At 67.3% G+C, this 25,761-nt stretch carries 27 protein-coding genes; 13 read left to right on the top strand and 14 right to left on the bottom strand.

All coding sequences use genetic code 11. The annotated features are described in order from the left end of the window. Positions 1–129: 129 nt before the first annotated feature. On the bottom strand, positions 130–1,740 hold the full coding sequence (locus ACFU4Z_RS14190; protein ID WP_379062780.1) for an SMI1/KNR4 family protein: 1,611 nt from the start codon (positions 1,738–1,740) through the stop codon (positions 130–132). A 261-nt stretch (positions 1,741–2,001) separates the two neighbouring features. After that, positions 2,002–2,808, bottom strand: coding sequence for a LysR family transcriptional regulator (locus ACFU4Z_RS14195; protein ID WP_379062782.1), 807 nt, complete (start codon positions 2,806–2,808; stop codon positions 2,002–2,004). Positions 2,809–2,875: 67 nt separating this feature from the next. On the opposite strand from ACFU4Z_RS14195, the gene ACFU4Z_RS14200 reads away from it, so the two are divergent. Both ACFU4Z_RS14200 and ACFU4Z_RS14205 read left to right on the top strand, forming a co-directional pair. Beyond that, positions 2,876–3,769 (top strand): NAD(P)H-binding protein, encoded by an 894-nt coding sequence (locus ACFU4Z_RS14200; protein ID WP_379062785.1) that lies wholly within the window; start codon positions 2,876–2,878, stop codon positions 3,767–3,769. Beyond that, positions 3,766–3,993, top strand: a complete 228-nt coding sequence (locus ACFU4Z_RS14205) for a hypothetical protein (protein WP_379062787.1) — start codon at positions 3,766–3,768, stop codon at positions 3,991–3,993. Before ACFU4Z_RS14200 ends, ACFU4Z_RS14205 begins: the two co-directional genes overlap by 4 nt. An 82-nt stretch (positions 3,994–4,075) precedes the next feature. Here ACFU4Z_RS14205 and ACFU4Z_RS14210 read toward each other — a convergent pair whose 3' ends face one another. Next, complete coding sequence (locus ACFU4Z_RS14210) at positions 4,076–4,750, bottom strand: MBL fold metallo-hydrolase (protein ID WP_379062789.1); 675 nt, start codon at positions 4,748–4,750, stop codon at positions 4,076–4,078. Positions 4,751–4,810: 60 nt separating this feature from the next. Here ACFU4Z_RS14210 and ACFU4Z_RS14215 point away from each other — a divergent pair, with 60 nt between their 5' ends. Further along, a complete protein-coding gene (locus ACFU4Z_RS14215; RefSeq protein ID WP_379062791.1) occupies positions 4,811–6,790 on the top strand; it encodes a TPM domain-containing protein in 1,980 nt (659 codons plus the stop codon). A 69-nt stretch (positions 6,791–6,859) separates the two neighbouring features. After that, the gene (locus ACFU4Z_RS14220) at positions 6,860–7,684 is read left to right on the top strand and encodes a MerR family transcriptional regulator (protein ID WP_379062793.1); all 825 of its coding nucleotides are present in this window, start codon (positions 6,860–6,862) and stop codon (positions 7,682–7,684) included. Between the two features lie 227 nt (positions 7,685–7,911). On the opposite strand, the gene ACFU4Z_RS14225 is transcribed toward ACFU4Z_RS14220, so the two are convergent. Further along, the gene (locus ACFU4Z_RS14225) at positions 7,912–9,360 is read right to left on the bottom strand and encodes a molybdopterin-dependent oxidoreductase (protein WP_379062795.1); all 1,449 of its coding nucleotides are present in this window, start codon (positions 9,358–9,360) and stop codon (positions 7,912–7,914) included. Between the two features lie 273 nt (positions 9,361–9,633). On the opposite strand from ACFU4Z_RS14225, the gene ACFU4Z_RS14230 reads away from it, so the two are divergent. Beyond that, positions 9,634–9,813: a hypothetical protein gene (locus ACFU4Z_RS14230; RefSeq protein ID WP_379062797.1), complete on the top strand. Its 180-nt coding sequence runs from the start codon at positions 9,634–9,636 to the stop codon at positions 9,811–9,813. 14 nt (positions 9,814–9,827) lie between these two features. On the opposite strand, the gene ACFU4Z_RS14235 is transcribed toward ACFU4Z_RS14230, so the two are convergent. Continuing rightward, positions 9,828–11,108 carry an acyltransferase gene (locus ACFU4Z_RS14235; protein WP_379062799.1) on the bottom strand — a complete coding sequence of 427 codons (1,281 nt, stop codon included), beginning with the start codon at positions 11,106–11,108 and terminating at the stop codon, positions 9,828–9,830. A 70-nt stretch (positions 11,109–11,178) separates the two neighbouring features. Between ACFU4Z_RS14235 and ACFU4Z_RS14240 the strand changes: the two genes are divergently transcribed. Beyond that, positions 11,179–11,787, top strand: a complete 609-nt coding sequence (locus ACFU4Z_RS14240; RefSeq protein WP_379062801.1) for a TenA family protein — start codon at positions 11,179–11,181, stop codon at positions 11,785–11,787. Positions 11,788–11,934: 147 nt separating this feature from the next. On the opposite strand, the gene ACFU4Z_RS14245 is transcribed toward ACFU4Z_RS14240, so the two are convergent. Continuing rightward, positions 11,935–12,630 (bottom strand): TetR/AcrR family transcriptional regulator, encoded by a 696-nt coding sequence (locus ACFU4Z_RS14245; RefSeq protein ID WP_379062803.1) that lies wholly within the window; start codon positions 12,628–12,630, stop codon positions 11,935–11,937. A gap of 248 nt (positions 12,631–12,878) precedes the next feature. Here ACFU4Z_RS14245 and ACFU4Z_RS14250 point away from each other — a divergent pair, with 248 nt between their 5' ends. Beyond that, positions 12,879–13,775 carry a tyrosine-protein phosphatase gene (locus ACFU4Z_RS14250; RefSeq protein ID WP_379062805.1) on the top strand — a complete coding sequence of 299 codons (897 nt, stop codon included), beginning with the start codon at positions 12,879–12,881 and terminating at the stop codon, positions 13,773–13,775. Positions 13,776–13,834: 59 nt separating this feature from the next. Here ACFU4Z_RS14250 and ACFU4Z_RS14255 read toward each other — a convergent pair whose 3' ends face one another. After that, a complete protein-coding gene (locus tag ACFU4Z_RS14255) occupies positions 13,835–14,611 on the bottom strand; it encodes a TetR family transcriptional regulator (protein ID WP_379062807.1) in 777 nt (258 codons plus the stop codon). 91 nt (positions 14,612–14,702) lie between these two features. Here ACFU4Z_RS14255 and ACFU4Z_RS14260 point away from each other — a divergent pair, with 91 nt between their 5' ends. From ACFU4Z_RS14260 to ACFU4Z_RS14270, 3 genes are all read left to right on the top strand, one after another. Then, positions 14,703–15,914: an FAD-dependent monooxygenase gene (locus ACFU4Z_RS14260; RefSeq protein WP_379062809.1), complete on the top strand. Its 1,212-nt coding sequence runs from the start codon at positions 14,703–14,705 to the stop codon at positions 15,912–15,914. Positions 15,915–15,994: 80 nt separating this feature from the next. Further along, entirely contained in the window at positions 15,995–16,720 is a 726-nt protein-coding gene (locus ACFU4Z_RS14265; RefSeq protein WP_379062811.1) for a DUF899 domain-containing protein, read from the top strand. Positions 16,721–16,926: 206 nt separating this feature from the next. Next, positions 16,927–17,325: a DUF1707 domain-containing protein gene (locus tag ACFU4Z_RS14270; protein ID WP_379062813.1), complete on the top strand. Its 399-nt coding sequence runs from the start codon at positions 16,927–16,929 to the stop codon at positions 17,323–17,325. 52 nt (positions 17,326–17,377) lie between these two features. Here ACFU4Z_RS14270 and ACFU4Z_RS14275 read toward each other — a convergent pair whose 3' ends face one another. Next, complete coding sequence (locus ACFU4Z_RS14275; RefSeq protein WP_379062815.1) at positions 17,378–18,769, bottom strand: glycine--tRNA ligase; 1,392 nt, start codon at positions 18,767–18,769, stop codon at positions 17,378–17,380. A gap of 199 nt (positions 18,770–18,968) precedes the next feature. Between ACFU4Z_RS14275 and ACFU4Z_RS14280 the strand changes: the two genes are divergently transcribed. Then, positions 18,969–19,319, top strand: a complete 351-nt coding sequence (locus ACFU4Z_RS14280) for an ArsR/SmtB family transcription factor (protein WP_379062817.1) — start codon at positions 18,969–18,971, stop codon at positions 19,317–19,319. A 3-nt stretch (positions 19,320–19,322) separates the two neighbouring features. Further along, on the top strand, positions 19,323–19,754 hold the full coding sequence (locus tag ACFU4Z_RS14285) for a Fur family transcriptional regulator (protein WP_379062820.1): 432 nt from the start codon (positions 19,323–19,325) through the stop codon (positions 19,752–19,754). A 193-nt stretch (positions 19,755–19,947) separates the two neighbouring features. Here the strand turns inward: ACFU4Z_RS14285 and ACFU4Z_RS14290 are convergent, their stop codons facing one another. Next, positions 19,948–20,922, bottom strand: coding sequence for a hypothetical protein (locus ACFU4Z_RS14290; RefSeq protein WP_379062822.1), 975 nt, complete (start codon positions 20,920–20,922; stop codon positions 19,948–19,950). A 102-nt stretch (positions 20,923–21,024) separates the two neighbouring features. Here ACFU4Z_RS14290 and ACFU4Z_RS14295 point away from each other — a divergent pair, with 102 nt between their 5' ends. Continuing rightward, positions 21,025–21,645: a TetR/AcrR family transcriptional regulator gene (locus ACFU4Z_RS14295; protein ID WP_379062824.1), complete on the top strand. Its 621-nt coding sequence runs from the start codon at positions 21,025–21,027 to the stop codon at positions 21,643–21,645. A 274-nt stretch (positions 21,646–21,919) separates the two neighbouring features. On the opposite strand, the gene ACFU4Z_RS14300 is transcribed toward ACFU4Z_RS14295, so the two are convergent. From ACFU4Z_RS14300 to ACFU4Z_RS14320, 5 genes are all read right to left on the bottom strand, one after another. Further along, positions 21,920–22,276, bottom strand: coding sequence for a YbjN domain-containing protein (locus ACFU4Z_RS14300; RefSeq protein ID WP_328412832.1), 357 nt, complete (start codon positions 22,274–22,276; stop codon positions 21,920–21,922). 85 nt (positions 22,277–22,361) lie between these two features. Next, positions 22,362–23,192 (bottom strand): isoprenyl transferase, encoded by an 831-nt coding sequence (locus ACFU4Z_RS14305; protein ID WP_379062826.1) that lies wholly within the window; start codon positions 23,190–23,192, stop codon positions 22,362–22,364. Between the two features lie 137 nt (positions 23,193–23,329). Further along, entirely contained in the window at positions 23,330–24,121 is a 792-nt protein-coding gene (recO, locus tag ACFU4Z_RS14310) for a DNA repair protein RecO (protein ID WP_379062828.1), read from the bottom strand. 142 nt (positions 24,122–24,263) lie between these two features. After that, positions 24,264–24,866 (bottom strand): TetR/AcrR family transcriptional regulator, encoded by a 603-nt coding sequence (locus ACFU4Z_RS14315; RefSeq protein ID WP_379062830.1) that lies wholly within the window; start codon positions 24,864–24,866, stop codon positions 24,264–24,266. Further along, positions 24,853–25,719: an alpha/beta fold hydrolase gene (locus ACFU4Z_RS14320; protein ID WP_379062832.1), complete on the bottom strand. Its 867-nt coding sequence runs from the start codon at positions 25,717–25,719 to the stop codon at positions 24,853–24,855. The genes ACFU4Z_RS14315 and ACFU4Z_RS14320 overlap by 14 nt, the downstream gene beginning before the upstream one ends. Positions 25,720–25,761 lie beyond the last annotated feature (42 nt).

The raw sequence follows: 25,761 nt of genomic DNA on the forward strand, positions 1-25,761 counted from the left end.
CTGCCCTCGTCGTGCTGGCTGGGCCGCGCCCTGATTTTGCGTCCGCACATTGCTCTCCGTCACGGCATCGATGGCGGATCGCAGCGGGGTATCCGGCTTCCCCAGTAGCGACCAAGGATCATGCAGGAATCAGTCGTCGGTCAACTGCTTGCGAAACTCCTGCCGCCAATGGGGGTCCTGACGCAGCCCCACGACCAAGCCCAGGGCTTCCCGGGCCGACAGGTTGAGCGCGTCGGCCAGGGCGCGGGCGGCCATGGCGCGGTCCTGCCAGAGGGACCGGTCTTTCCAGTCGGTGTATATCACCTTGGCCTCGGCGTGCACGCGGCGCAGCCGCAGGTCAAGGGCGGAATCGTCGGTAACGCCGGGGTGATCCTCCTCGCTCAGCAGGGACAGTGCGGCAGTGACCTCGTCATAGGTGTCGAGTCCGGTCTCGGTGGCCAGTGACGACATCTGTGTGGCGAGTACGCGGCGCAGGCGCTCGGGCGTCGCGGCGTCGACGAGGGAGGCAAACCGGTCAGGCACGGGTGTCTTGAAGTTGTTCTCCGGGAGCCCGAAGTTGTTGTCCGGGAGCAGGGGAAGGATCCGCGCGCTGTCGAGTTCCCCCTCCAGGCCGGGCGGTGGCAGTGGGATGCCACAGCGGCGAACGACCGCGTCACACACCGCCAGCAGCCGTTCCCGCCGCTGCTCGGGTGTGGGTTCCGGAACGGGCGTCGGCAGACCGGGGAAGACCTCGAACGGGTCGCGCGCGCCGTGGGGGACGGGCGGTCGGGTGTCGTACCTCGTCACCAGTTCGCCGTTGTCGAAAAGGGACACCGAGGTCGTGCCGTCGCCCCAATAGCTTACGGACACCGCGCGGGTGCCACAGGACACACGGCGCAGCACCTCCTCGCGTGTGCCCTCGAAAAGATGAAGACCTTCCTCGATGCCGAACGCCCAACCGCCGTGGGTTCCCACGCGGACCACCGGCAGCAGCACGCGAGGGTCCTGCCTCTGGTCTGGAATTGCTGCCTCCTCCCTCCACCGTGGGCGCCGGGTCTCGGGCAACGCGCCGAACCGGCGCAGAAGTTCGGTCTCGTCCAAGTCCTGCGCGAAGGTCAGGCAGAAATTGTCGTAACCGCTGGGCCAGGTCTTGTTCAGCGTGGCGTGGGAAGTCGTCCGGCCTGGCGCGGCGATGACCGGGCAGGCGAGCGCGAGGTCGAACAGGGACCGAGGCTCGGCTCGCCGTTCGGGAGCGTACTCCCACAGCAGCATCCCGTCGTCGACGACAGGCACATACGTTAGCCCCACTGTTATGGCGGTTCCGCCCTCGAGAGAGTCGGCGATCTGTTCCAGGAAGGCTGCGAGGCTTTCCCAGTTCCCGAAGCTCGTACCCTCGGACTCCACATGCTTGCCTACCGCGCCGAACGACTCGCCTCGCCGGCAGTCAACGACGAGTGCGTCCACACTGGAGGTGCGGGCGAAGGAGACGAAATCCTGGTGCCAGTAGCCCTCGAATGGCAGGTCCTCGCCGTGCCGGCCCCACAGTTCGTGGTGCATCCGGCCCGAGGAGAGGATCTCGGCGAGGGTGTACGGCTGATAGCCGGGGAAGCTGAAACCCCCCTCCTCGGGGGAGACGAAACCCCGCTCCCCGGGCGAGACTCCGTCGTGGTGGCGCAGATACGCGACCAGATCCGCGGGGAACTCCACCCCCAACTCGGTAGCTGCGGCGCTGATGGCCTCCTGCGAGGCGGGTGGACGCAAAGATGAGAAGGTACGCGGCGCATGCGCGGCGAGCCATGAGTCGATCCGTCGCCAGGACTCTTCAATGGGGCTAACGTGCATCGTCCGATCATCACATCCACCTCCGACACCGGTGCCTGCTCGGAGGCCACGGTCGGTAATGCTCACCTACCGGCAGGCATTGGCCTGTCGGCCCAGAACGCACTGTATTAGCCGCATGGCGCGCGTTGTCGGGGAGTCGATGCCAGCTGGACTAGGCGCGGTAACCGGCCCGGCGCCGATTCAGTGCCGCAGTGTCGTGATGGCGATGTCGAGGAATTCGCGCAGGAGCTTGTCGGGGTGGTCCGACGCGACGACCAAGCATGTCTCAGCCCCGGGGGCGTCGGCGACAGGGCGGTGGACGAGGTCAGGGCGGACGTAGGCACGCGCCACACTCAGGGGGGCGAGTACCAGGCCGTGCCCGGAGGCGATGAGCTCGAACTTTTCTTCCAGAGACAACCGCCGCCTGTTTCGGACGTCGAGCATCCGCTCACCATCGAGATCGGCCAGGGCGAGTTCCTGGCGTGACGCCAGCGGATGGGTCGCGGGCATGCAGGCAACCCTGGGTTCGTGACCGACGGGGATGGTGCGCAATCCGGATTCGTCGAAAGGTTTTCGCAGGTAACCGATCTGAGCTCGACCGTCTCGCAGCGGCGCGTCCGGCTCCCACCAGCGCGCCGGGACGACATCGGTTTCGATCTCCGGGTGACGCATCGCGAATTCCCGGATCGCCTCCGATACACGCAATCCGGGTGCGAAGGCGACCACCAGCCGTCGTAGACCGCGGTCGACATCGTGTACGCGCCGCACCGCCGCGTCGACGGCAGCGAGAATCCCCTGCGCCTCCTCGTAGAGCTGCTTCCCGGCGGCAGTCAGCTCCACGTTGCGGGTGGTCCGCACGAGCAGTGCGCAATCCAATTCCTGCTCGAAAGCCTTGATCTGACGGCTCAGCACGGGCTGGGCGATGTAGAGTTTTTCCGCCGCCCGGCCGAAGTGCCGATGCTCTGCCACCGCGGCGAAGTATCGGAGCTTGCGCAGATCCAGATCCATACCTTCACGGTATCAATCTCCGGAAAGGGTCTTGGACGCCGCGACGAACCGTCACCAGACTCGAAGCATGATCGTCATCACCTCACCCACCGGTCACATCGGCAGCCGACTGCTGGACATCCTGTTCGAAACACCCACTTGCAGTGAAGAATTGCGCGTCATTGTGCGCGACCCCGGTAGACTCCCGGAGGCGATCCGCCCCCGTGTCGATATCGTCACGGGATCGCACGGCGATGCCGATATCGTGGACCGGGCCTTCGCCGGCGCGGATGCGGTCTTCTGGCTGATCCCGCCCGACCACTCCGCGCCGAACCTGGACGCCGCGTTTTCCGGATTCACGCGCGCCGCCGCGAAGGCGCTCACCACCCACGACGTCGGGCACGTCGTGGGCGTCTCGGCGCTCGGGCGCGGTACCCCCGTCGCGGGTCGCGCCGGGCACGTGACGGCATCGCTGGCGATGGACGATCTCATCGCGAGTACGGGTGTGGCCTATCGGGCACTGGCGAACCCGACTTTCATGGACAACCTCCTGTGGCAGGCGGTTTCGATCCGAGACGACGGTGTGTACACCGGCACCGTTGCCGCCGACCGGAAGGCGCCGATGGTCGCCACCCGCGATATCGCCGCGGCGGCCGCTCGCCTGCTGCTCGACCGCTCCTGGACTGGAACGAGCGAGGTCGCGGTGCTTGGGCCGCAGGACCTGACGCCGAACGACATGGCGCACACCATGTCCGAGGTGCTCGGTCGCCGCATCCGTTACCAGAGGCAGTCTCTCGACGACTTCCACGCCACACTGACCGCGCGAGGCGTCGGGGGCGCGATCGCGACCGCCTACGTCGACATGATGCGCGCCAAGAACGACGGCCTCGACGACGGCGTGCCGCGCACCGATACGACCGCGAGCCCGACGAGCTTCCGCGAGTGGTGCGAGCAGATCCTCGCGCCGGCGGTCCTGGCATGAGCGCCAAGACCGTCCTCGTCGTCCGGGCGTCGCGCAACATGCCCGTCGCTCCGGGCGGTTGCGACGACGTCCACGCCGATCACTGTTTCGGCGGACACGAGCAGGTGCGGATTCGAGGTCTGTGGCCAGCGGCGTTGCCTGAATTCCAGCCAGGACACCACGTTGTTGTCGGTGAAGTCGGTGAGCCGGTCGGCGGTTCCGGCGATGCTGATCCGCCGCCCTAGTGCGCCCGTAGCGAGCCCGAGCGCACTGCGAAACGTCGCCTCGCGACTCGACGTACTGTGTTCGACTCGCGAAACGATTCGATCACCATCCCCGGCTCCGCCACTCCCCCAGCTGCGGACGCTCGGTACCGAGGTTGGTGTCGTCACCGTGACCCGGATACACGATCGCGTCGTCCGGGTACCGATCGAAGATCTTGCTGGTCACGTCGGCGTAGAGCGAGTCGAAGTCCTTCGGATTTGTTGTCCGCCCAAGACCCCCCGGAAAGAGGGAATCCCCGGTGAACAGGTGCGCGACACCGTTGTCGTCGATGAGGGCGAGCGCAACGGACCCAGGCGTGTGGCCACGGAGGTGGATTGCTTCGAAGGTCAGGTCACCGATCCCGATAGTGTCGCCGTCGTCGAGCAGGCGATCGGGGCGTATCGGCAGGGCATCGGCGTCGAGACGGTGGGCGGCGGTGGGCGCGCTCGTGGCGGCCGCGATGTCCTTCAGCGCACACCAATGGTCGCGGTGCAGGTGGGTCGTGACGATCAGGGCTATCCGACCGGGCGTTTCCTGCGCGATCAGCGCCTCGATGCGTTCGGGCTCGTTGGCGGCGTCGATGAGCAGTGCGGCTCCGGTGGCGGTGCACTGCACGAGGTAACAGTTGTTGTCCATGCCGCCCACGGACATTTTGACGATTCGGCCACCGGGAATATCGCGCTGCTGCGGATTCGATCCCGGGGACACATGGCCGGTGTATGGGAGATCGATCGTCATCACACGTCGATCGTATCCAGGGTGTCTGCGACAGGTGGGTGCTCGCGATACATTCGTGCCATGCTGCTGCCGCATCGTCGAGCTCGCTGGTCTGTCCGGGCGACGATCACCATGCTGCTCGCGGGTATCGCGCTGATCGGCGCTGCGACCGCGGCGGCCGAGCCACCGACCCGGTTGGGTACCTATGTGGTCGACTCGGCGGAGGTGCTCGACCGCGCACAGTTCGACGATGTGCGCTCGGCCGTCGACCAGTTGTACGCCAACCAACAGGTTCGACTGTGGATCGTCTACGTGCAGGACTTCGACGGACTGGGTGCCGAGGCATGGGCCGAGCGCACGGCGACGCAGTCCGGTTTCGGCAGGCGTGACCTACTGCTCGCCGTGGCCACCCAGACCCACGACTACTGGTTCTACGGCGACTTGCCGACCGGTGTCAGCGATTCCGAGCTCGACGGCCTGCTCACTACGCGCGTCGAGCCCGCGCTGCGGGAGAGCAGATGGGCCGAGGCCGGGATCGCGACGGCCGACGGCCTGGATTCGGCCATGCACGGCGACGGCGGTGTCAGCGGCCGCGCGTTGCTGATCGTCGCGCTGATGATCGCGCTCGTCGTCGGCGGGCTGGTGCTGTATTCCCGCAAGCGGCGCAAGGACCGCAGCACCGCCGAACTGCGGGCCGCGCGGCAGTTGGATCCGGATAACAGCGTGGCACTCGGAGCGCTGTCGCTGGGGGTGCTGCAGGTGCGGTCGCGGGAGGTGCTTGTCGAGATCGACAATGCGATCCGGACCAGCGGTGAGGAGCTGGAGCTTGCGACCGGCGAGTTCGGGGCCACCGCCGTCACTCCTTTCAGCACTGCGCTGACCCACGCGAAAACGGCTGCCTCCAAGGCATTTTCGATCCGCCAGCAGCTCGACGACGACATCCCCGAAACCGCCGACCAGCAGCGGACCATGCTCGTCGATCTCATCGGCACGGTCGGCCGCGCCGACCGGGAGCTCGACGCCCAGGTCACCGAGTTCGACGCGATGCGCGACCTGCTCATCAACGCCGCCGACCGGCTGGACGCGCTGACCAGGGATCTGGTCGAACTCACCGGACGCACGCCGGCTTCGGAGACCGAGCTCACCCGGCTCGCCACCGCCTACCCGCCCGGCGTGCTCGCACCGATCCGCGACAACGTGACCATGGCGCGAGAGCGAATCACCTTCGCGGAACACAACATCGACAACGGCCGCGGCGCACTGGCCCAGCCCGTAGGCAGGCAGGGTGGAGCGGTCGCCGCGATCCGCGCCGCGGAGGCGGCGGTCGGCCAGGCCCGCACCCTGCTCGATGCCGTCGACAACGCGGCCGCGAACATCCAGCAGGCGACCGACGGGCTGCCTGCCGCACTGGAGGAGCTGCGCTCCGACCTCGCCGCGGCGAAAGCCCTCGCGTCCTACGGCGGTCCGGAATTCGGCGCCGCCATCAGCGCGGCGGAGGCGGCATTGGCGAAGGCGACCGCCAACGCCGACAACGATCCACTCGACGCCTTCCACGACGCGATAGCGGCCGACGCCGAACTGGACCGCGCCAACGCGGCGGCGACGGATCGCAAACTGGCCGCCGAGGACCTGCGACGCAGGCTGCAGCGAGCGCTGACCGACGCTCGCACGCGGCTCGATGCCGCGACCGACTACATCACCACCCGCCGCGGCGGTATCGACGCCGACGCGCGCACGCGGCTCTCGGAGGCCCAGCGCAATCTCGATGCGGCCCGGCAGCTCGACGCCGCAGATCCCGCGCAGGCGCTCGCGCACGCGCAAGCCGCCGCCGACATGGCCGGGCGCGCGTTGCAGGAGGCCCAGGCCGGTGTGCGGGCCTGGGAGAGCAGTCAGGGACCGTCCGGCACCGGGCAGGCGGGAGCGGTGCTGGGCGGCATCCTCATCGATGGTCTGCTGCGTGGCGCGGCGAGCGGTGGCAGGTCCGGGTCCGGCGGCTATCGCCCGGGCTCCTACGGCGGCTCTTCCGGGTCCCGCCGGACCAGTCGCGGTGGCCGATTCTGACGAACATCGGGTGGTTCCGGCAACACCCTTGACTCTGACACCGTGTCAGGCCATAGACCAGGAGTCGTCATGTTCAGTATCGGAGACTTCGCCAGACACGGACGGGTATCGGTCCGCATGCTGCGGCACTACGACGCGACCGGGCTGCTACGCCCGGATCGGGTCGACGCGGTGAGCGGCTATCGCTACTACGAGGCCGGGCAGTTGGCTCGGCTCAATCGCATTGTCGCGCTGAAGGATCTCGGCTTCACGCTGGAACAGGTGGGCCGGATCCTCGACGACCGGGTCGACAGCGCCGCGCTGCGCGGCATGCTCACGCTGCGCCGGGCGGAATTGGAGCAGCGGATCAGCGACGATCGCGCCCGGCTCGTCCAGGTCGAAACGAGGCTCCGCATCATCGAGAAAGAGGGCGCTATGCCTGCCAATGATGTGGTGATCAAGTCCATTCCCGCTGTGCGCGTAGCCGAATTGACCGGCGTAGCAGGCGATTTCGAGCCACAATCGATCGGGCCTGTCGTAGGGCCGTTGTTCGAGGAAGTGTGCAAGCGCCTGGAACAGGCGGGGGTGGCGATCACGGGCCCCGCGATCGCGTACTACGAGGAGAACACGACGGGCGACGGCTCGGTGCTGGTACACGCCGCCGTGCCGGTCGATATCGAGCCCGATGTCGCGCGCGATTTCGCTGTCGTCGACCTGCCCGCCATCGCGCAAGCGGCGACGGTCGTCCACCGGGGCAGCATGGACGACGTCTTGGAGCCGTGGCAGGCGCTGGGCCGCTGGATCGACGCGAACGGCTACACGTCGGCGGGCTACGCCCGTGAGGTGACTCTTGAATTCACCGACGATCCGAGCGGCTGGGTCACCGAACTCCAGGAGCCGATCACCACCGCGTGACCGTGATCGGCTCGGCCCCGGGGCTCTCGGTGACGCACGTAGTACGCCGCCGACCTCTGCCGGGCGGCGCGATCGCATGTCGGGCAGCACGGTCACACGTCGGACAGCACGGTCACATGTCGGGCGGCGTTCGCCTGCTGAGCTGAACCTCGGGGCCGACTGTCTTCAGCTCAACCGGTCAGTACGGACGACCTGCCTCCGGACGAATGTCGTCCAGAGGCAGGACCTCAGACCCGAACGGTCACGGTGTGGAAGCCGCTCGGTCCGGCAGGGAACGCCGCGCGATCCTCGCCGTCCTGGATCTCGCCGGAGTGGCTGGTCGCGCGCGCCTGCACAGAGTGTTCGCCCGCAGGCAGGTCGATGGTGGTACGCCAGCGACGCCAGGCGGCAGGGGCGAGTTCGGTGCCGAGATCGACCGCGCGCCACTCCCCCTCGTCGACTCGGATCTCGACACCCGCGACACCATGCGGCGGCGCCCAGGCGACACCCGCGACGGTGGTGGCGCCCGCCGCCGCGCGACCGGGCGCGGCGACGTCGATGCGCGCCTGCGGCGTGACCCAGATCGGCTCCGGGGGCCAGCCGCGCCGCACCCAGTAGTCGACGTGGGTGTCGTCGGTGAGTTGCAGTTCGGCAAGCCATTTCGCACCGGTGTACTGGCCGTAGAGACCGGGAACGAAGACACGAGCCGGGAAGCCGTGCTCCGGTGCGAGCGGTTCGCCGTTCACGCCGACCACCAGGTACCCGGGCCATGCCCCGGAGCGCAGCGGCTCGATCGGCAGCGAAATGGTGTAGCCGTCGACGGCCCTGGTCACCAGCTTGGTCGCGCCGGCTTCCGGGATCACATGCTCGAGCAGCTTCGCCAGCGGGACACCGAACCAGCGGGCGTTGCCTGCCCGCCCCGCACCGGGACGATTGTGCACGCAAACCATCACCGCATCGAATTCCACTGCGTCGGAAGCTAATTCGTCCAGCGAGAGCCGCAGCGGATGGGCGACCATGCCGGTGACCGACAGTCGCCAGCGAGTCGGGTCGATCCGGGGCGGACTCGGATTGACGTCGGCCACATAGAAACTGCGGTTGCGGGTGATCAGCGACGACAGCCCCGGCTCGTCCTCGAGCCCGTCCTGCGGCACCGCGGCGAGACTGCCCATCGGGCCGACCTTCCGGATCGCCTCGTCCCGGCGACGGTCGAGGTCACGATGCAGCGCCCGCGCTGTCACGAAGAGCCCGGCACCCGCACCGGCCGTCGCGAGCGAGCCGATCCATCCGCGCGGCCGCATGCGCAGGCCGACACCGAGCACACCTGTGGCCGCGACCGCACCAGCGACGGTGGCCGCGGATCGGGTCGCCCGCCGCAACCCGAGCGCGCCCGCGCCCGCGCCGAACGCGGCGACAGCGGCGGTACGCGTCCGATCGGGCAGTGCGCCGAGACCGACGGCGGCCGCGAGAACGCCCGCACCGACTCCGATCCGAATGACGGCCTTGTCATGCCTGCCGGACAGCGCGACGGTGGCCTCGACAACCGGAACCGGCGCGGTATCGGTCAGCGCCCGGCCGATGGCATCGATCAGCGAATCGCCCCGCGTCGCGGCGATCACTTCGCCGACGCCGAGCGCCCCGGCACCGACGGCGGCGGCACCGAGCCCACCGCGTCTCCGGTCTCTCTTGCTCCGCACCGTCGCCACACCCGCTTCCGTCATTCACCGCCTGTGCTGTGCTATCCAGCATTCTCCACGAACCCGCCGACCCGACAGCCTCTTTCTCCGACGCGACGCCGGTATGAGCCGCACGATCAGATCGCGCGCCCGAGCCGCTTCCGGCACCGAGCACCATCGGCCGAGTTGCCTGGGGATTTGGACGAGGAGCCGATCCGCACCCTCACTAGCGGCCTGCCGAGCGCCTCGGCTCTGCACTGATGCACAATTGCTACTAGCGGTAGCATCGGGGGCATGCCTGGTAGCGCCGCCGATTTGCTGCGCGCCCATGATCTGCATGGTCACAAATACGCGATTGATTCCGCACTCGCGGCAATTGCCCGCGCATCCAGACCACCGGTCACCGTACTGACGTCCGATCCGGACGACCTGACTCTGTTGTGCGGCAACAGAATCAGGATCGTCAAGGTATAGCGCCGGCCTAGAGCTCATACGTCGAGCGCTTCCTCCGACAAGGCTGTCAGTTCTTTGCGGACGGCGGTGAGGAGGCAGTCGGCGGTGGAGCCGCCGCCGAGTAGACCGACGGTGAGGCGACCGGCGAAGGTGTAGACGAGGAAGGTGACGGCGGCGGAGGCGCCTGCCGAGGAGCGCGGGTGGGCCGAGAGGTAGACGATTTCGTAGTCGGAGAGTTCGAGGTTCGCGGGGACCCGGAAGGCGGGGACGACGCCGGTGTTGGTCACGGCGATGTGGCCGGCCAGGGAGTGGACTCTGGCGGGGCCGAAGAAGTCCGGGAAATGGAGGACCGACTGCTGGGTGACGCCCGCGGCCAGGTCGTGGTGCAGTCGGGACGAAATCCGTTGGGCGAGTTCGATGATTCCCGCCGAGACGTCGATGTCGGCGGCGAAGGAGGCCAGGCCCGCCATGTTGGTGCCCGCGGCGGCGGGGACGGGCGGGGTCAGGCGCGAGCGCATGTCCACGGGGTACAGACAACCGACCGGGACCGGATCGCCTGCGGCTCCGTCCTTTTCGGACGCGTAGGCACGCAGCAGTGCGGCAGTGACCAGCCCGTTGACCGTGACGCCCTGGTGCCGGCCGAGTCCGACGATGCGCGTGGTGGCCGCGCGGTCCAGCACGGCCCGCCGGGGTCGGACGAGCACGCTCGGCGCCGGGGTGGCGGGGTCGGCGGGAACCGACCGCTCCTGCGGCGTGAGCGGCCGCGCGACGTCTTCGAACCCGGAGGGCGTGCGCCGGGTGATTCCTCGCGCCGCCGCCCACCATTCCAGCGGTTGCGGATACTCGTGCGGCGCAACGGTTGTCGTTCCGGACTCGACGTAATCGGTGTAGTGGTCCCATAGCCGCGCCAGCAGCTCGACGCAGTGGCCCGCGTCCGCGATGCTGTGATGGGCGAACAACGTGATGCGCGACCGCGCCGCGTCCGTCAGCACGACGTCCACGTAGACGAGCTGGACCGCCGGATCGATCGGCTCGGCGGGCAACCGCACGGTATCGGGATCACCGAGGTTCGCCCAGACGCCTACCGGTGTCCGCGCCCCGGGACGCAGCAGATAGCCCTTGCCTGCCGCATCCTCCACGATGCGGCAGATCGCCACCGGATAAGCCTGCTGCAACGCGGCGAACGCGGCTCTCAGTGCGTTGATATCCAGATCGCCGACCACCGACACGGAGCGACCGGTGTAGGTCCCGTGGCGTACGAATCGCTCCTCCGAAGGTGCCAGCAACCGCACCACATCGTCCTCATCCCGCAACACACCGCAAGCGTGCGGCAACTGCGAGCAGGGCGCAAACCGGAATCCGCGCAGACTGCGAGAGACTGCATATATGAGTCTCGCGGCACATCTGGAGGAACTCGGCCGTCCGCTGGTCGAGAAACAACTCACGCACCCCACGGTCGCCGGCATCGCCACCGGCGACCTGGCCGAACCGATCTTCCGATCCTGGCTCGAGCAGGACTATTTGTTCCTGCTCGACTATGTCCGGGTGTTCTCCCGGCTGGCCTGGCAGGCGCCCGCGGCGCATCTCGGCGACCTGGTGGATCTGGCCCACGCCACCTACCACGAGGAGCTGTCGCTGCACCGTTCGCTGGCCGCCGAGTTCGGCGCCGACCTCGACGGCGCGACGAAAGGCGCTGCGTGCGTTGCCTATACGGCCTTCCTACTGGAGTCGGCCGCCGATTATGGCGAGGGACTTGCCGCGCTGTACCCGTGCATGTGGGGCTACTCGACACTGGGCGGCATCCTCGCCCGCAACCCACCGGCCGAACCTCGCTATCGCCGCTGGGTCGACACCTACGCCGACCCCGGATTCGGCGCGCTGACCCGCCGCTGCGCCCAGATGCTCGACGAGGCCGACATCGAGCAGGACCGCGCCGAAGAGCTCTTCCTGGCAGGCATGAACCACGAGCTCGCCTTCTGGGACGTGCCGCGCTGATCTGCACAACGCCCAGTTCCGAAGTCGCGCATCGTGATGGCCGACTCGCGCGGTGGCCGACTTCGTCGCCGACGTCCGAAGTCGTCCGTATCGACGAGCCGGGCTTTGTGCGCGGCTTCACTCATCGGTTGAACCGGCCGTTCGGCCCTACCCCATGGGCCGGTCAGATTTCGAACGGCTCGAATGATCGGGAGACACCACCTGGTGACCCACTGCGTAGTCGGCCAGTCCATGTTCCAGCACTTCGACCGCGCGCCTGCCCTGAGCGAGTACGTCACCGATCAGGTCGGGGCCGCGGCGACCGGCGAGCACCTCTCGGTGGATGTATTTCTGCATGGCGCGTAGGACACCGATCAGGGCATCGGCCACTACCCATGCGCTGACATCGGCGTCGGTGGCGCCGGCCTCTTCGGCCAGCAGGGTGGCGAGGCTGTCGGCACTGGCGTCGAAGAGTTGTCGTTGGCGGGTTTGCAGGGTGGTGCTGGCGTCGATCATTCGGGCCACCGCGGACAAGCGTTCGATGGCGTCGGGGTCTTCATCGGCCAGCAGGCCACGAGGCTGAACCACGAATTCGGCGAATGCGGCGAATGGCGACATACCGTGTGGGCGTTCCCGGATCGCCCGCAGGAGGGTAGCGCTGAAATCATCCATGCCACTGAAGATCAGGTCTTCCTTGGTGCCGAAGTAGTTGAACACAGTCTTCTCAGAAACATTTGCAGCGCAGGCGATTTCGGCTACCGTGACGCTGTCGAAGCCGCGTTCGGCGAACAGCGCGGCAGCCGTGTCGACGATCTGCTGCCTGGTCTGGAGTTTCTTGCGCGCCCGCAATCCGAGTTCGGTCACCAGCTCACGGTAGCACTTGACGTACAGTCACATGATTTTTACTGTGACAGCAACTAGGCAGAGGAGGGAGAGCAGGACCATGACGGCCACGGATGACATCCCGGAGCCGGGCACTCGCCCGACCGAATCCGTCGATCAGCCCGATCCCGTGCCAACCACCCGCGGGCCGGGTAGCGGTGCGATGCGCGTCGGTATCGGCATGACCACAGGCGGCTTCGCCTGTCCGGTCATACCACCCAGGTGCGCCGATGCATAGTCCGGTAGCGGCGACAATCAAGAAGTCTGCCCAGCGGCTCGAGCACGACGTGTGGCAAGCAGCCGACGCGCTCGCCCACCAGTCGCGAGTCGGCTCGAGAATCGAGAACGTGATCGGGGCGGTGACCGAGTGCGAACACCGCAACTGGGAGGCGCTGGCCGAGATACGCAGAATGCGGTTGGCGGATGAGACCGACCCGCGATGGATCGATAATTTCGGCAAGGTCGCCAACGTGCGCGACTTCGGCGGGCTCGAGACGACCGATGGCAGGAGAACCCGATCCGGTGTCCTCTACCGGTCAAGCACTCCGGAATGCGCCGACGCGGACGACGTCGACAGATTGGTCGACACCCTCGGAGTCCGATCGGTGATCGACCTACGCACAGCTGATGAATTCGCACAACACGGCCATGGGCTGTTGGACAATCGCGCCGATATCGACATCGTCAATTATCCGATCAGCTCCCCCGTTCGGCCGGTCCGCGGCCAGGCAGAATTCGTCAAGCTCTACCAGGAGTGTCTGGAATTCAGTCCGCAGGCGTTCGTAGCGGCCGCGCGCCACATCATCAACGCCGACGGCGCCGCCCTCGTCCACTGCGCCCATGGAAAGGATCGCACCGGCATGCTGATCGCCGTGCTACAGCACGCCGTGGGCGTCCCACGCAAGGCGATCCAGCGCGACTTCGAGCTCACGAATCTACGCCTCGAACAAATCCGGGCGATCGAAGGCATCAGACCACCGCGCGCCGCGGTGCCGCAGGCCATGAAGCAATTCCTCGACACCCTCGAAGGGGTGGGCGGCGGAGCCGGATATCTGCGCACGCATGGCCTGACCGACGGAGAACTCACCAGCCTGCGTGAAGTGCTGACAACCGACTCGATCCGATGACGGTCGCTACCGAATTTCGCGTCCTTGGTGAATCTCACGTCTCACAAACCGTCTCATAATTAGTCCCCCGCCGCGTGCGACTCCCCGCGCACCGACAGGTGCCGATAGAGGGTCGCACGCGAGACGCCCAGCTCAGCGGCGATGTCATCGACGGTATACGCACCGGACGCGCGCATCTTCCGTGCGGATTCGACCATCGCTTCGCTCATCATGCCCGGCCTGCCTCGGAGATTGCGCCGATCCGAACTCGACTGCGGTGTCGCCGCGACGACCGGTGCGCCGGTCGAGATTCCTTGTGGCACAGACATACCGAGGAGAAGGCGTGCCCCGTCCAGGATCGCGGCGCGCAACTCGGCGACCGGCTGATCGGCGAAAATGACCACCGGGTCACTGAGGGCGGCATAGACCTGCGCGGCGTTCACCCGCGCGGCCAAGTCGGCGTCCGCGCCCGCGATCAGCTCTTGCGCGCGCAGGGCCGCATCACGCAGCCTGCCGAAGGTCGCGACGTGCGCCGAGAGCGCCTGGTCTCGCATATGCATCTGGAGCAGCAGGCCATGCGACAGCCACAGATCCAGCAGTCCGACCACGACCGCCCGCCGCGCACCCTCGAGATCGGGCCGCCCGCCTGCCGCCGCGAGCACGGCGTCCATCCCGGTGAGCAGCGGCTCCGCCAGCGCGGGAATGATGTCGCTCTTGCTCGGAAAGTGGTAGAGCACAGCTGTTTTCGTCAAACCGAGATGTTCGGCGATCTCCCGCACGGTGACGGCGTGATAGCCGCGTGCGGCGAACATGTCCAGCGCTGCCCGCAGGATGCGGGCGCGAGTGTCATCGGTCATCCGTGAAATTATAGCCCTTGACTGACCTGCGGTCAGGAGCCTATGGTCACGACTGACCATAGGTCAGTATTTATGAGACGCAGGAGCGGACATGAAGAACGAGCGGATTCTCATCTCGGGCGCCAGCATCGCCGGGCAGACACTGGCGTACTGGCTTGCGCGACACGGGTTCCGGCCCACCATGGTCGAGCGAGCGCCGCATCCGCGTTCCGGCGGACAGGGCGTCGACGTTCGCGATCAGGCCATCCAGGTCGCCGAACGGATGGGCGTCATGCCACAGATCCGGGCGGCGGCCGCCGATGTCGCCGGTATGCGGTTCGTCGACGCGCGGGATCGCGGTCTGGCCCGCATCGATATGTCCGGTATCCAGGACAAGTACGGCAGCGGCGAGGTGGAGATCATGCGCGGCGACCTGGTCGGGATTCTGCACAACGCCAACGCCGATCCCGTCGAGTACCTCTTCGGCGATTCGATCCGATCCCTCGAGCAGGACGACGACGGTGTCGCGGTCGCCTTCGAAAACGGCCGGCCCCGGCGCTTCGACCTGGTCATCGGCGCGGACGGCATGCATTCCAACGTGCGCGGTCTCGTCTTCGGTCCGGAATCGCGGTTCGTGCACCATATGGACCACTACTTCGCTTTCGGCAACGCCGATTCGGCACATGGCCAGGACCGGACGATGACGGTGTTCAACACGCCGGGAACGATGGCGGGCGTCTACCGCTCGGGCAACCACGCCCAGGCCAAGGCGTACTTCATGTTCCGCAGCCCACAACGCGACTACGACCATCGCGATCCCGCTGCCGAGCGCCACCTGCTCACCGACGCGTTCGCGGACCGAACCGAGTGGCGGATACCGGAGCTCCTCGCAGGCGCGCTCGCGGACCCCGACCTCTACGTCGATGCCCTCAGCCAGGTGCGCATGGATTCCTGGACGACCGGTCGCATCGCGCTGGTCGGCGACGCCGCATACTGCGCATCGCCCGCCTCGGGCGCAGGTGCCGAGCTGTCGCTGATCGGCGCCTACCGGCTGGCGGGCGAGTTGGCGGCCGCGGGTGGCGATCATCGAACCGCCTTCCGTCGCTATGAGGAAACCCACCGCGAGTCGGTGGACCGCAAGCAGAAGATCGGCCCGAACCTGCGCCTCATGGCGCCCAAGACGCGGATCGGCATGGCGGTACGCAACACCATCGCGCGATCGCCGCTGCTGGAGTCCCTTGCCGGCCTGGAGCGCATCATGGCGCCGTCGACGACCGCCGCGCTGCCCGAGTATCGGCCAGCGCCCTCGACGTCGGCGATCTGATCGCCGATGCGATGACTTCTGCTCGGCCGCCCGGTCTACATACGCAGACGTGTGTTCATCCGAGCCCGAGGAGAATTGTCATGAATCGTCCGACCGTGGTTTCCCGCGACGAATGGCTGACCGCGCGCATGCGGCTGCTCGCCGAAGAACGGGAACAGACCCACCGCCAGGATGCGCTGGCCGCCCGGCGTCGTGAACTGCCGATGGTCGCCATCGACAAGAGATACGAATTCGAGGGGCCGAAGGGGAAGGTCGGCCTTGCCGAGCTTTTCGAGGGGCAACGGCAGCTGATCGTCTATCACATGATGTGGCGCTGGGACTTGGACGCGGGTTGCCCCAGCTGCGCGCTGCTGCTCGACAACGTCGGGCACACCGAGCATCTCGAATACAACGACACCAGGTTCGTCGCCGTTTCACGCGGGCCGTGGGACACGCTGAACCGCTACCGGGATCGGATGGGCTGGACCTTCCCGATGTACTCGTCCTTCGACAGCGACTTCAACTACGACTTCCACGTGACACAGGACGAGTGCATCGCACCCGTCGAATACAACTACGCGGACAAGGCGGAAATGCAGGCCAAGGGCCTCACCTGGCAGACCGAGGGCGAACAGCCCGGCACCAGCATCTTCTGGCGTGAGGACGACGACGCGGTCTTTCACACCTATTCGTCCTATGCCCGCGGCGGCGACATTCTCATCGGCACGAACAACTACCTGGACCTGACCCCGCTCGGCAGGCAGAAGCACGTCGCGGAATTCCCCCACCACGACAGCTACGGCAGCACCGCGACCCACTGCCACTGACCACGCACCCACCTGGGTCGTCATCGCTTGGAGCACAACCGAATCCATCGCCGGGCCGCCAGCCGACATCTAAACGGCTCGGTCGATTCGGTGACTCCGGCCCGCGGTGAAACCCGCCGATCACCGGGCGCACGAGCCCGTCGTGCCGATGTGCCGCCTGTCGAATCACGCTGCCGCCGAACGCGTCAGCATCTAAGCTGGCCCTCGTGGGTGAGGACAGGCTGCGCGCATCGGACGCAGACCGCGAAAAAATCGTCGAGCAACTGCGGCAAGCGATGGATGACGGGCGGTTGTCCCTGCACGAATACGACGACCGAATCCAGCAGGCCTATGCGGCCAAGACCTACGGCGAACTGACTCCGCTCCTGTCGGACTTACCTGTTCGCCAGAATCCGCCGAAGGCGGCGCAGCGCGTACCGCCGTGGGTCGTCATCATGTGGATTCCGTGGGTCGCGGTCAACGCGCTGTGCCTGACGATCTGGGTGGCGACCGGCGCCGGGTACTTCTGGCCGTTCTGGGTCGCGGCGCCGTGGGGTTTCGCGCTGCTGATCCCGACCGCCATCGGGCTGACCGTCGGATCGCAGTCGGCGTCGAGAAGGTGCTGAAACAGCGAGGCCGCCAGCACCCGTGCTGACGGCCTCGACGGTGCTGCTGGTCTCAGGAACCGATCAGGTGCTGAGCGAGGTAGCCCTCGACCTTGTCCAGCGCGATCCGCTCCTGCGCCATCGAGTCGCGCTCGCGGATGGTGACGGCCTGGTCGTCGAGCGTGTCGAAGTCGACGGTGATGCAGAACGGAGTGCCGATCTCGTCCTGGCGACGGTAGCGACGGCCGATCGCGCCCGCATCGTCGAACTCGACATTCCAGTTCTTACGCAGCTGTGCGGCCAGGTCTTTCGCCTTCGGTGTCAGATCGGCGTTGCGCGACAACGGCAGCACGGCCGCCTTCACCGGTGCGAGCCTGCGGTCCAGCCGCAGCACCGTGCGAATATCCACGCCGCCCTTGGCATTCGGCGCCTCGTCCTCGGCATAGGCATCCACGAGGAACGCCATCAGCGAACGGGTCAGACCGGCCGCCGGTTCGATGACGTAAGGGGTGTAGCGCTCGTTGGTGTTCTGATCGAAGAAGCTCAGGTCGGTGCCGGAGTGCTCCGAATGCGTCTTCAGGTCGAAGTCGGTGCGGTTGGCGACGCCCTCCAGCTCGCCCCACTCGCTGCCCTGGAAGCGGAAGCGGTACTCGATGTCGACCGTGCGCGTCGAGTAGTGCGAGAGCTTGTCCTTGGGGTGCTCGTAGAGCCGCAGGTTCTCCGGGTCGATGCCGAGGTCGGTGTACCAAGCCAGCCGGGTGTCGATCCAGTACTGGTGCCACTGCTCGTCGTCACCGGGCTTGACGAAGAATTCCATCTCCATCTGCTCGAACTCACGGGTGCGGAAGATGAAGTTGCCCGGTGTGATCTCGTTGCGGAAGCTCTTGCCGATCTGCGCGATGCCGAACGGCGGCTTCTTGCGCGCGGTGGTCTCCACGTTCTTGTAGTTGACGAAGATGCCCTGCGCGGTCTCCGGGCGGAGGTAGTGCAGGCCCTCTTCGGACTCGATCGGGCCGAGATAGGTCTTCAGCATCATGTTGAAGTCGCGTGGCTCGGTCCACTTGCCGACGGTGCCGCAATGGGGGCACGCGATGACGTCCATCGAGACGCTGTCCGGGTCGTCGAAGTTGTTCTTCTCGGCGTAGGCCTCCTGCAGGTGGTCCTGCCGGTGCCGGTGATGGCAGTTGAGGCATTCGACGAGCGGATCGTTGAACACGCCGACGTGGCCGGAGGCCACCCAGACCTGGCGCGGCAGGATCACCGAGGAGTCGAGGCCGACGACGTCCTCGCGGCTGGTGACCATCGAGCGCCACCACTGCCGCTTGATGTTCTCCTTGAGCTCGACGCCGAGCGGACCGTAATCCCACGCCGATTTGGTGCCTCCGTAGATCTCACCGCACGGGTACACCAGACCCCGGCGCTTGGCGAGGTTGGCAACGGTGTCCACCTTCGACTTGGGTGCCACGCGAGAATTCTCCATCCACTGCGAGTCGGATTGGTAGTGACGGCGCGATCGCGTAGTCACTACGCTGCAAGTGTCACCAGACTATCGGCATCGGCCAATGGGATTTCCACCGCACAGGCGACACTGAGCGGCGAGCCCGTTTGACATGCGCAACTGTGCATATCAAAATGGAATCGCTTTCCAATAAGGAGTTGGTTCGATGACCGCCGAGACCGCCACCGCTCATCCCCACAACCCGTATCGATCACCCGCACCCGCCGCGGTGCCCGCGCGAACCATTCTGGAGGACGCGGGCGAACTGCTACGCGCCCTCGCGGCCCCGGTCCGCATCGCGATCGTGCTCCAACTACGCGAGTCGCCGCGCTGTGTGCACGAGCTCGTCGACGCGCTCGGTGTCACCCAACCGCTGGTCAGCCAGCATCTGCGCATTCTCAAGTCCGCCGGCGTCGTGCACGGGGAGCGGTCGGGTCGCGAGGTGCTGTACGAACTCGTCGACGACCACCTTGCACACATCGTCGTCGACGCCGTGGCGCATGCCGAGGAAGGGTAACTCGTGACGGACAAGACGGTCTTCTCACAGAAGCCGGTGGGCATCCGCAGTACCCGCCAGCGCAGTGCGATCGCCGCGCTGCTCAGTGACATCGAAGAGTTCCGCTCCGCGCAGGAGCTGCACGACGAGCTGCGCCGCCGCGGCGAGGGCATCGGGCTGACCACGGTCTACCGCACCCTGCAGTCGCTGGCGGACGCCGGCCTCGTCGATGTGTTGCGCACCGACACCGGGGAGTCGGTCTACCGACAGTGCTCCACCGGACACCATCACCATCTGGTCTGCCGCCATTGCGGGCGCACCGTCGAGGTGGAAGGTCCCACGGTGGAGGCATGGGCCGAATCCATTGCGGGCGAACATGGTTTCACCGAGGTCAGCCACACCATGGAGGTCTTCGGCACCTGCAAGTCCTGCGCGTCAGCGGGTCGCACCGTCTGATAAGGATCAGGACCACGTGTCGTTCGTGGTCCCCGGGCGGCCTTCGCCTTGTTCCCACACCGCGGGGGCCGGCGAGAATACAACGGTGCCCACCGATATCGAACTCGTGCCCGGACTTCGGTACATCTCTGGTTGAAGGCCACCAGCACTCGGTGGACCGAGCGGTGGTGACCTTCGGGCTGTGCCGAGCGAGTCAGACGGCCGCGACCGGCTCGGGTGCGACGGCCTGCGGGGTGTCCTCGCGGGTGCCGCGCAGTGCGCCGACACCGAGCAGAACCAGCGCCACAGCAGCCCAGATCAGCAGGACCACAAGGGGTTTCGCGGCACCGGCACCGTCGAAATAGGCGACCGAGCGCAGTAGCGACGCGGCAGCGCCCGGCGGCAGCAGCTGCCCGACGGCGCCCCACGGCTGCGGCAGCAGCTCCGGGGCCGAGGTGGCGGCGGAGAACGGGTTGCCGATAAGCAGCATGGTCAGCGCGGCGAGGCCGATGCCCGGTCGGCCGATGGCGGTGGCGAGGCCGACGACCGTACCCGAGACGGCGAAGGACACCAGCCCCGCGACCGCGGCCAGCCCGAGATAGGGACCCGGCACCACCGACATCCACCCCTGGATGATCGCCATGCTGAGCAGGCCACCGGCGACACCGAAGGTCACCAGACCCGCCAATCGGCCGCCGACCGCCGGAATCAGCAGGCTGAGCAGCACACCCGCCGCGATAGCCGACATGACCAGCGGCAACACCATGGCCCCGAAAGCGGCGCCGCGCGGGTCGTCGGAGTCGGCCGCGACCACGTCCTCGACCTGCGTGGCCGGTGCGCCGGAGAGCTGCTGCGCGATGGCGGTGAGCTGCTGGGCGACGGCGGGGCTCGCGCCGGAGGCGATGAGCACCCGCGGCGCGCCGCCGCCGGTGATGATCGCGCCGTAGACCTCACGATCTTCGATGGCGGCGCGCGCGAGGGCCTCGTCGGCCGGGTTCGAGATGTCGAAGGCATCGGGGCTGTGCTGGCCGAGCTTGTCGGCGACCATGGCGGCCTGCGGTCCGGTGACGGCGAGCGGCACGTCGCGCGGCGCGATATTGGCGGCGGGCCAAGCGAATGCGATCAGCATCAGAGCTTGGAGCAGGGCGGCGCCGAGGCCGACAGCGAGCGCCCGCTGGGTGGTGTTCATGTCAATCTCCCGAAAATCGAATGCTCGTTCTCTTTCGATGAGAACACCGTCGCACGGAGTACGAAAGTTGTCAAGAACGGACATTCGTTTTACTTTAGTGACATGCCCAGAGTCAGCGAAGAACACCTGGAACGCCGTCGGCAGCAGATCCTCGACGCCGCGCAACTGTGCTTTGCCCGAAAGGGCTTCCATGAGACATCCATGCAGGACGTCTTCGCCGAATCCGGGCTGTCCGCCGGGGCGGTCTACCGCTATTTCAAAAGCAAGAACGAGCTGATCTCGGCGCTCGCCACGCAGACCATGGTCGTCCTGCGCGCGACCATGTCGGAACTGATCCACGGCGACCCGCTGCCCACCCCGGCCGAGTTGATCGCCACCATCGCCGAGCTGATCGTCGCGCAGAGCGGACCGGAGGGCCCGATCCGACTTGCTCCGCAGGTCTGGGCGCTGGCGCTGGTGCACCCCGAGGCGTCCGAGTACGTCAAGGACGCCATCCTCGCGATGCGCGGGCTGTGGTACGAATACGCCGAGCTGATGCGCGACGCGGGCTGGCTACCCGCGGACGCCGACACCCACGCGGTAGCGACCGCGATGATCTGCTTCGTGCCCGGATTCATGTTGCAGCACTTGATCATCGGCGATCCGGACCCCGCAACGCTGGCCCGCGGCGTCCAGACGATGCTCCCCTACGGCGAACCTGTCGCACAGCCTGCCACGACCTGACCGACCTCCACCGCTTCGACGCCTCCGCGGGCATCGGTTTCCGGCTCAGCGCCTGCCGAGGCGTTCAGCAGCGCGGACCGCTGCCGTGCGGGTGCTCGTTCCGAGCGCGAAGCACAGCCGCTACGTCCGACCGCCCGACCATGTGCCGACCATGCGGACGCCTGCCTCGGCGATACCCGCCCTGGCGAGCATCTGCTCGACCGGACGCGGTCGCCATGCCAGGTGTCGATCAGTCGCACGCTTTCGGCGACAGTGAGATCGGGCAGCAGGCCGATCAGGGCAGCAGGCCCTGCCTGGCCCGGCCCGCCCCCGACAGCACCAGCAGCAGCATGGTCGCCAAAGCCTGATCGTCCAGGCCCGCGGCCGGGAAGGTGTACCGCAGAATCACATCGGCGAGCTGCCCGTGTGCGATCAGAGTGATCGAGCCGAACTGCAGCGCGCTGTTGCGTTCGGCGACGCGCTTGTGCAGCTGCGTTTTCAGCGGGCGATCCCAGGCCAGCACGCAGGTCAGCGTCAGCACGTCCAGTCCCGGCGCCAAGTTGACCGCGCGCAACGAGCACAGCGCGCCTTCGTACTCGAAACCGAGCGAACCCTCCGGGTCGACGCGTACGTCGACGTCGTAGAGCGACATACAGGCGCCGGCCCGCGCCTGTAGCTCCCGCTCCGGGGTGACCGCTGCGTCCATATCCGTGCCGCCGTTCAGTTGGTGCCGCCGTTCATTTGGTCCCACCGAAGCGGCGGTCACGCGAAGCGTACTGGAGGCAGGCCTCCCACAGGTTGCGCCGGTCGAAATCGGGAAACAGGGTGTCCTGATAGACGAATTCGGCGTACGCCGACTGCCAGATGAGGAAGTTCGAGCTGCGGAACTCCCCCGACGGCCGCAGGAAAAGGTCGACGTCCGGCATATCCGGCTCGTCGAGATACTTGGCGATCGTCGCCTCGGTGACCCGCTCGGGGTCGATCTCGCCCGCCGCGACTCGACGCGCGATTTCCCTTGCCGCATCGGCGATTTCGGCGCGCCCACCGTAGTTGACACACATGGTGAGGGTCATCACCGTGTTGTCCTTGGTGAGTTCCTGCGCGGTCTCCAGCTCGTTGATCACACTGCGCCACAACCGCGGCCGCCGACCGGCCCACCGAACGCGGACGCCCATCTCGTTCATCTCGTCGCGCCTGCGGCGGATGACGTCGCGATTGAAGCCCATGAGGAAGCGCACTTCGTCCGGGCTGCGTCGCCAGTTCTCGGTGGAGAAGGCGTAGGCCGACAGCCACTTCACCCCGATCTCGATGCAGCCCTCGACAGTGTCCATCAGCACCGCCTCGCCGCGCTCGTGCCCGGCGGTGCGCGGCAGCCCGCGCTCCTGCGCCCACCGCCCGTTGCCGTCCATCACCAGTGCGACGTGGGTGGGCACCAACTCCGGCGGCAGCTCCGGCGGCCGCGCTCCCGAGGGGTGCTGCGACGGTGGACGGACGGTGCGCCCGGCATCCGGCCGAGCGCTGTTCGACCTGGTCCCGGAAGAGTCTCGACGGAGGATCACGGCCTCCATCCTGCCTGATGCCGCCCGCGCTCCGGAACGCCCTCCACCATCGCAGGCCGAGAGGCATACGGCTGTGCCGACAGTGGCGTGGCGCACGCCATGCGGTGCCGCTCAGACGGGGGATCCGGAGGGGCCGGGGCGGTCGATCAGCCGGTGTGGCCTGCGGCCGCGGGTTGCGGGACAGGCCCGCCGAGCGCCTGCTGGGTCTGCGAGCGCTCGATGAGGGGCAAGGTGCGCAGTTGACGCTCGAGGTGCCACTGCAGGTGGGCCGCGACAAGACCGCTGGCTTGTCTGCGAACTCCGTCGGAGGTGGTCTCGATGTAGTCCCACTCGCCGCGGCGCAGTGCGATCAGCAGATCGAGCACTCCCGGCGCGGGGGTGGCCGCACCGGGCGGGCGGCAGTGCACGCACACCGCACCACCGGCGGCGACATGGAACGCTCGATGCGGGCCCGGGGTCGCGCACCGGGCGCACTCGTCCAGCGCGGGCGCCCAACCCGCGAAACCCATGGCGCGCAACAGAAATGCGTCCAGAATCAATTCATGCGGCCGCTGTTTGGCCGCGATCGCCCGCAAGGCGGCCGCGGTCAGCGCATGCAACCGCGGCGCGGGTGCGCGCTCCTCACCGGCCAGTCGCTCGGCGGTCTCCAGCACCGCGCACGCCGTGGTGTAGCGCCCGTAGTCGTCGACGATGTCGGAGGCGAAGGCCTCCATTGTGTGCACCTGGGTGACGGTGTCGAGATTGCGTCCCGGATGCAGCTGCACGTCCACGTAGGCGAAGGGCTCCAGCCGAGCACCGAACCGCGACTTGGTCCGCCGCACGCCCTTGGCCACCGCGCGCACCAACCCGTGCTGGCGCGTCAGCAACGTGACAATGCGATCCGCCTCGCCCAGCTTGTGCTGGCGAACCACCACCGCCTCATCCCGATACAACCGCACCCGGCCATCCTCCCACGCCCACCCGACACCCACCCTCCGACGCACCCCACCGCTGCACGCCCGCCGAGCGGGACATGGTGGCCACGGCGTCGCGACGGCGGCACGGCCTCGCGACGAATGCGCGGCCACGTCCCGCTCGGCGCTATCCGTTCTGGATGAGGCCGGCGACAAGCAGCATCAGGGATTGCTGGGCCTGGGAGCGGGCGGCGGCTTTGTCGTCGGCGTGGGCGACGATCAGTCCGGCCTCGCTGACGGCGCTGAGGATCAGTTGGGCGAGCACGGGGATCGAGACGTCGGGGATCAGCCCTTCGGCGCGGGCGCGTTCCAGTTCGGAGATGATCAGTCCGAGTCCATGGCGAGCCTCGAATTCGCGCCAGGCCTGCCAGCCGAGCACGGCGGGGGCATCGAACAACGCGATCCGGATCATCTCGGGGCGCTGGCAGATTTCCAGGAAGACGCCGAGGCCGATGGCCATCGAGGTCATGATGTCGTCGGGGCCTACCGCGCCGATGGCGTTTTCGATCTCCGCGGTGCTCTCGATCTCCAGTTGCTCCAGCACCGCGAGGAACAGACCGCGTTTGTCGCCGTAGTGATGGTGAAGCGCGCCGCGGGTGACGCCTGCTTCGGTGACCAGTTCCTCCGCCGAGGTAGCAGCGAAGCCGCGCTCGGTGAACAGGCGGCGGCCTGCCTGCTCGAGCGCGGCTCTCGTGGTGCGGGAGCGATCCTCCTGGCTACGGCGTGGCATGCAGCCGAGTGAACTCCAGGATCGTTTCGGCGAGCAACTCGGGCTGATCTTCCGGCAGGAAGGTGTAGGAGTCGTCGATGAGTGTCATGGTGGCGTTCGGTAGGTCATGAGCCAGGCGTTCGGCGAAGGAGACCGGGAAGAATTTATCCTCGCGGGCCCAGGCGACCAGAACCGGAATCCGGACCGAGGCGAAATGGGTGGCGGCCTCCAGTGTGTAGCGGCGGTGCACCGATGTGATGAAACGCCGCAGATCCTCGCGGATAGCGGCGGAATTGCGGCTCGGCAGCAGATAGGAATCGACGATCTCGGGTGCCACCGGGTACTTGGCCGCCCACCCGAAGGCGATCGGCAGGCGGTGCAGTGCGCGGATGCGCATCAGCTCGGTCAACGGCCGCAGTGAGCCGGGAATGCGCGCGATCAGCGCCAGTGAGCTGAACGGCTGCGGGAAGAAGCTCTCGTAGGAGTCGACAGAGGCCAGCACCACGCGGCCGATGCGGTCCGGTTTACGGGTCAGCAGTATCTGGGTGATCGCGCCGCCGGTGTCGTTGGCGACGATGGTGACATCGGTGAGGTCGAGCTGTTCCAGAAAGGCGGCGATGAGATCGGCGATGCCGGTCGGGGTGAGGTCCGCGTCGGGGACCGGGATCGAATGCGCGCCGAGCGGCAGATCCGGGCTCAGGCAGCGATAGCCCGCCGCGGCGACGGCCGGGACGACCTCTCGCCAGAGATCGGCATTGACCAGGAGCCCGTGCACGAACACGACGGGCGGCCCCTCCCCGGTGTCGTGATATCGAATGCGGCCGCCCGGCAGATCCACCTCATGCGTGCGGCCGAGTGACGTACTGGTTCCCATGGTTCCTCCAAGGTGCTCGCGGTACCGATTCACTGTTACATA

Origin of the sequence: Nocardia sp. NPDC057440, from assembly GCF_042802915.1 — a bacterium.
GTDB lineage: Bacteria > Actinomycetota > Actinomycetes > Mycobacteriales > Mycobacteriaceae > Nocardia.

Excerpts from the sequence above, each read along its gene's own strand:
- ACFU4Z_RS14195 (WP_379062782.1), bottom strand. The coding sequence starts at position 2,808 with ATGGATCTGGATCTGCGCAAGCTCCGATACTTCGCCGCGGTGGCAGAG.
- ACFU4Z_RS14200 (WP_379062785.1), top strand. The coding sequence starts at position 2,876 with ATGATCGTCATCACCTCACCCACCGGTCACATCGGCAGCCGACTGCTG.
- ACFU4Z_RS14205 (WP_379062787.1), top strand. The coding sequence starts at position 3,766 with ATGAGCGCCAAGACCGTCCTCGTCGTCCGGGCGTCGCGCAACATGCCC.
- ACFU4Z_RS14210 (WP_379062789.1), bottom strand. The coding sequence starts at position 4,750 with ATGACGATCGATCTCCCATACACCGGCCATGTGTCCCCGGGATCGAAT.
- ACFU4Z_RS14215 (WP_379062791.1), top strand. The coding sequence starts at position 4,811 with ATGCTGCTGCCGCATCGTCGAGCTCGCTGGTCTGTCCGGGCGACGATC.
- ACFU4Z_RS14220 (WP_379062793.1), top strand. The coding sequence starts at position 6,860 with ATGTTCAGTATCGGAGACTTCGCCAGACACGGACGGGTATCGGTCCGC.
- ACFU4Z_RS14230 (WP_379062797.1), top strand. The coding sequence starts at position 9,634 with ATGCCTGGTAGCGCCGCCGATTTGCTGCGCGCCCATGATCTGCATGGT.
- ACFU4Z_RS14240 (WP_379062801.1), top strand. The coding sequence starts at position 11,179 with ATGAGTCTCGCGGCACATCTGGAGGAACTCGGCCGTCCGCTGGTCGAG.
- ACFU4Z_RS14250 (WP_379062805.1), top strand. The coding sequence starts at position 12,879 with ATGCATAGTCCGGTAGCGGCGACAATCAAGAAGTCTGCCCAGCGGCTC.
- ACFU4Z_RS14255 (WP_379062807.1), bottom strand. The coding sequence starts at position 14,611 with ATGACCGATGACACTCGCGCCCGCATCCTGCGGGCAGCGCTGGACATG.
- ACFU4Z_RS14260 (WP_379062809.1), top strand. The coding sequence starts at position 14,703 with ATGAAGAACGAGCGGATTCTCATCTCGGGCGCCAGCATCGCCGGGCAG.
- ACFU4Z_RS14265 (WP_379062811.1), top strand. The coding sequence starts at position 15,995 with ATGAATCGTCCGACCGTGGTTTCCCGCGACGAATGGCTGACCGCGCGC.
- ACFU4Z_RS14280 (WP_379062817.1), top strand. The coding sequence starts at position 18,969 with ATGACCGCCGAGACCGCCACCGCTCATCCCCACAACCCGTATCGATCA.
- ACFU4Z_RS14290 (WP_379062822.1), bottom strand. The coding sequence starts at position 20,922 with ATGAACACCACCCAGCGGGCGCTCGCTGTCGGCCTCGGCGCCGCCCTG.
- ACFU4Z_RS14295 (WP_379062824.1), top strand. The coding sequence starts at position 21,025 with ATGCCCAGAGTCAGCGAAGAACACCTGGAACGCCGTCGGCAGCAGATC.
- ACFU4Z_RS14300 (WP_328412832.1), bottom strand. The coding sequence starts at position 22,276 with ATGTCGCTCTACGACGTCGACGTACGCGTCGACCCGGAGGGTTCGCTC.
- ACFU4Z_RS14305 (WP_379062826.1), bottom strand. The coding sequence starts at position 23,192 with ATGGAGGCCGTGATCCTCCGTCGAGACTCTTCCGGGACCAGGTCGAAC.
- ACFU4Z_RS14315 (WP_379062830.1), bottom strand. The coding sequence starts at position 24,866 with ATGCCACGCCGTAGCCAGGAGGATCGCTCCCGCACCACGAGAGCCGCG.
- ACFU4Z_RS14320 (WP_379062832.1), bottom strand. The coding sequence starts at position 25,719 with ATGGGAACCAGTACGTCACTCGGCCGCACGCATGAGGTGGATCTGCCG.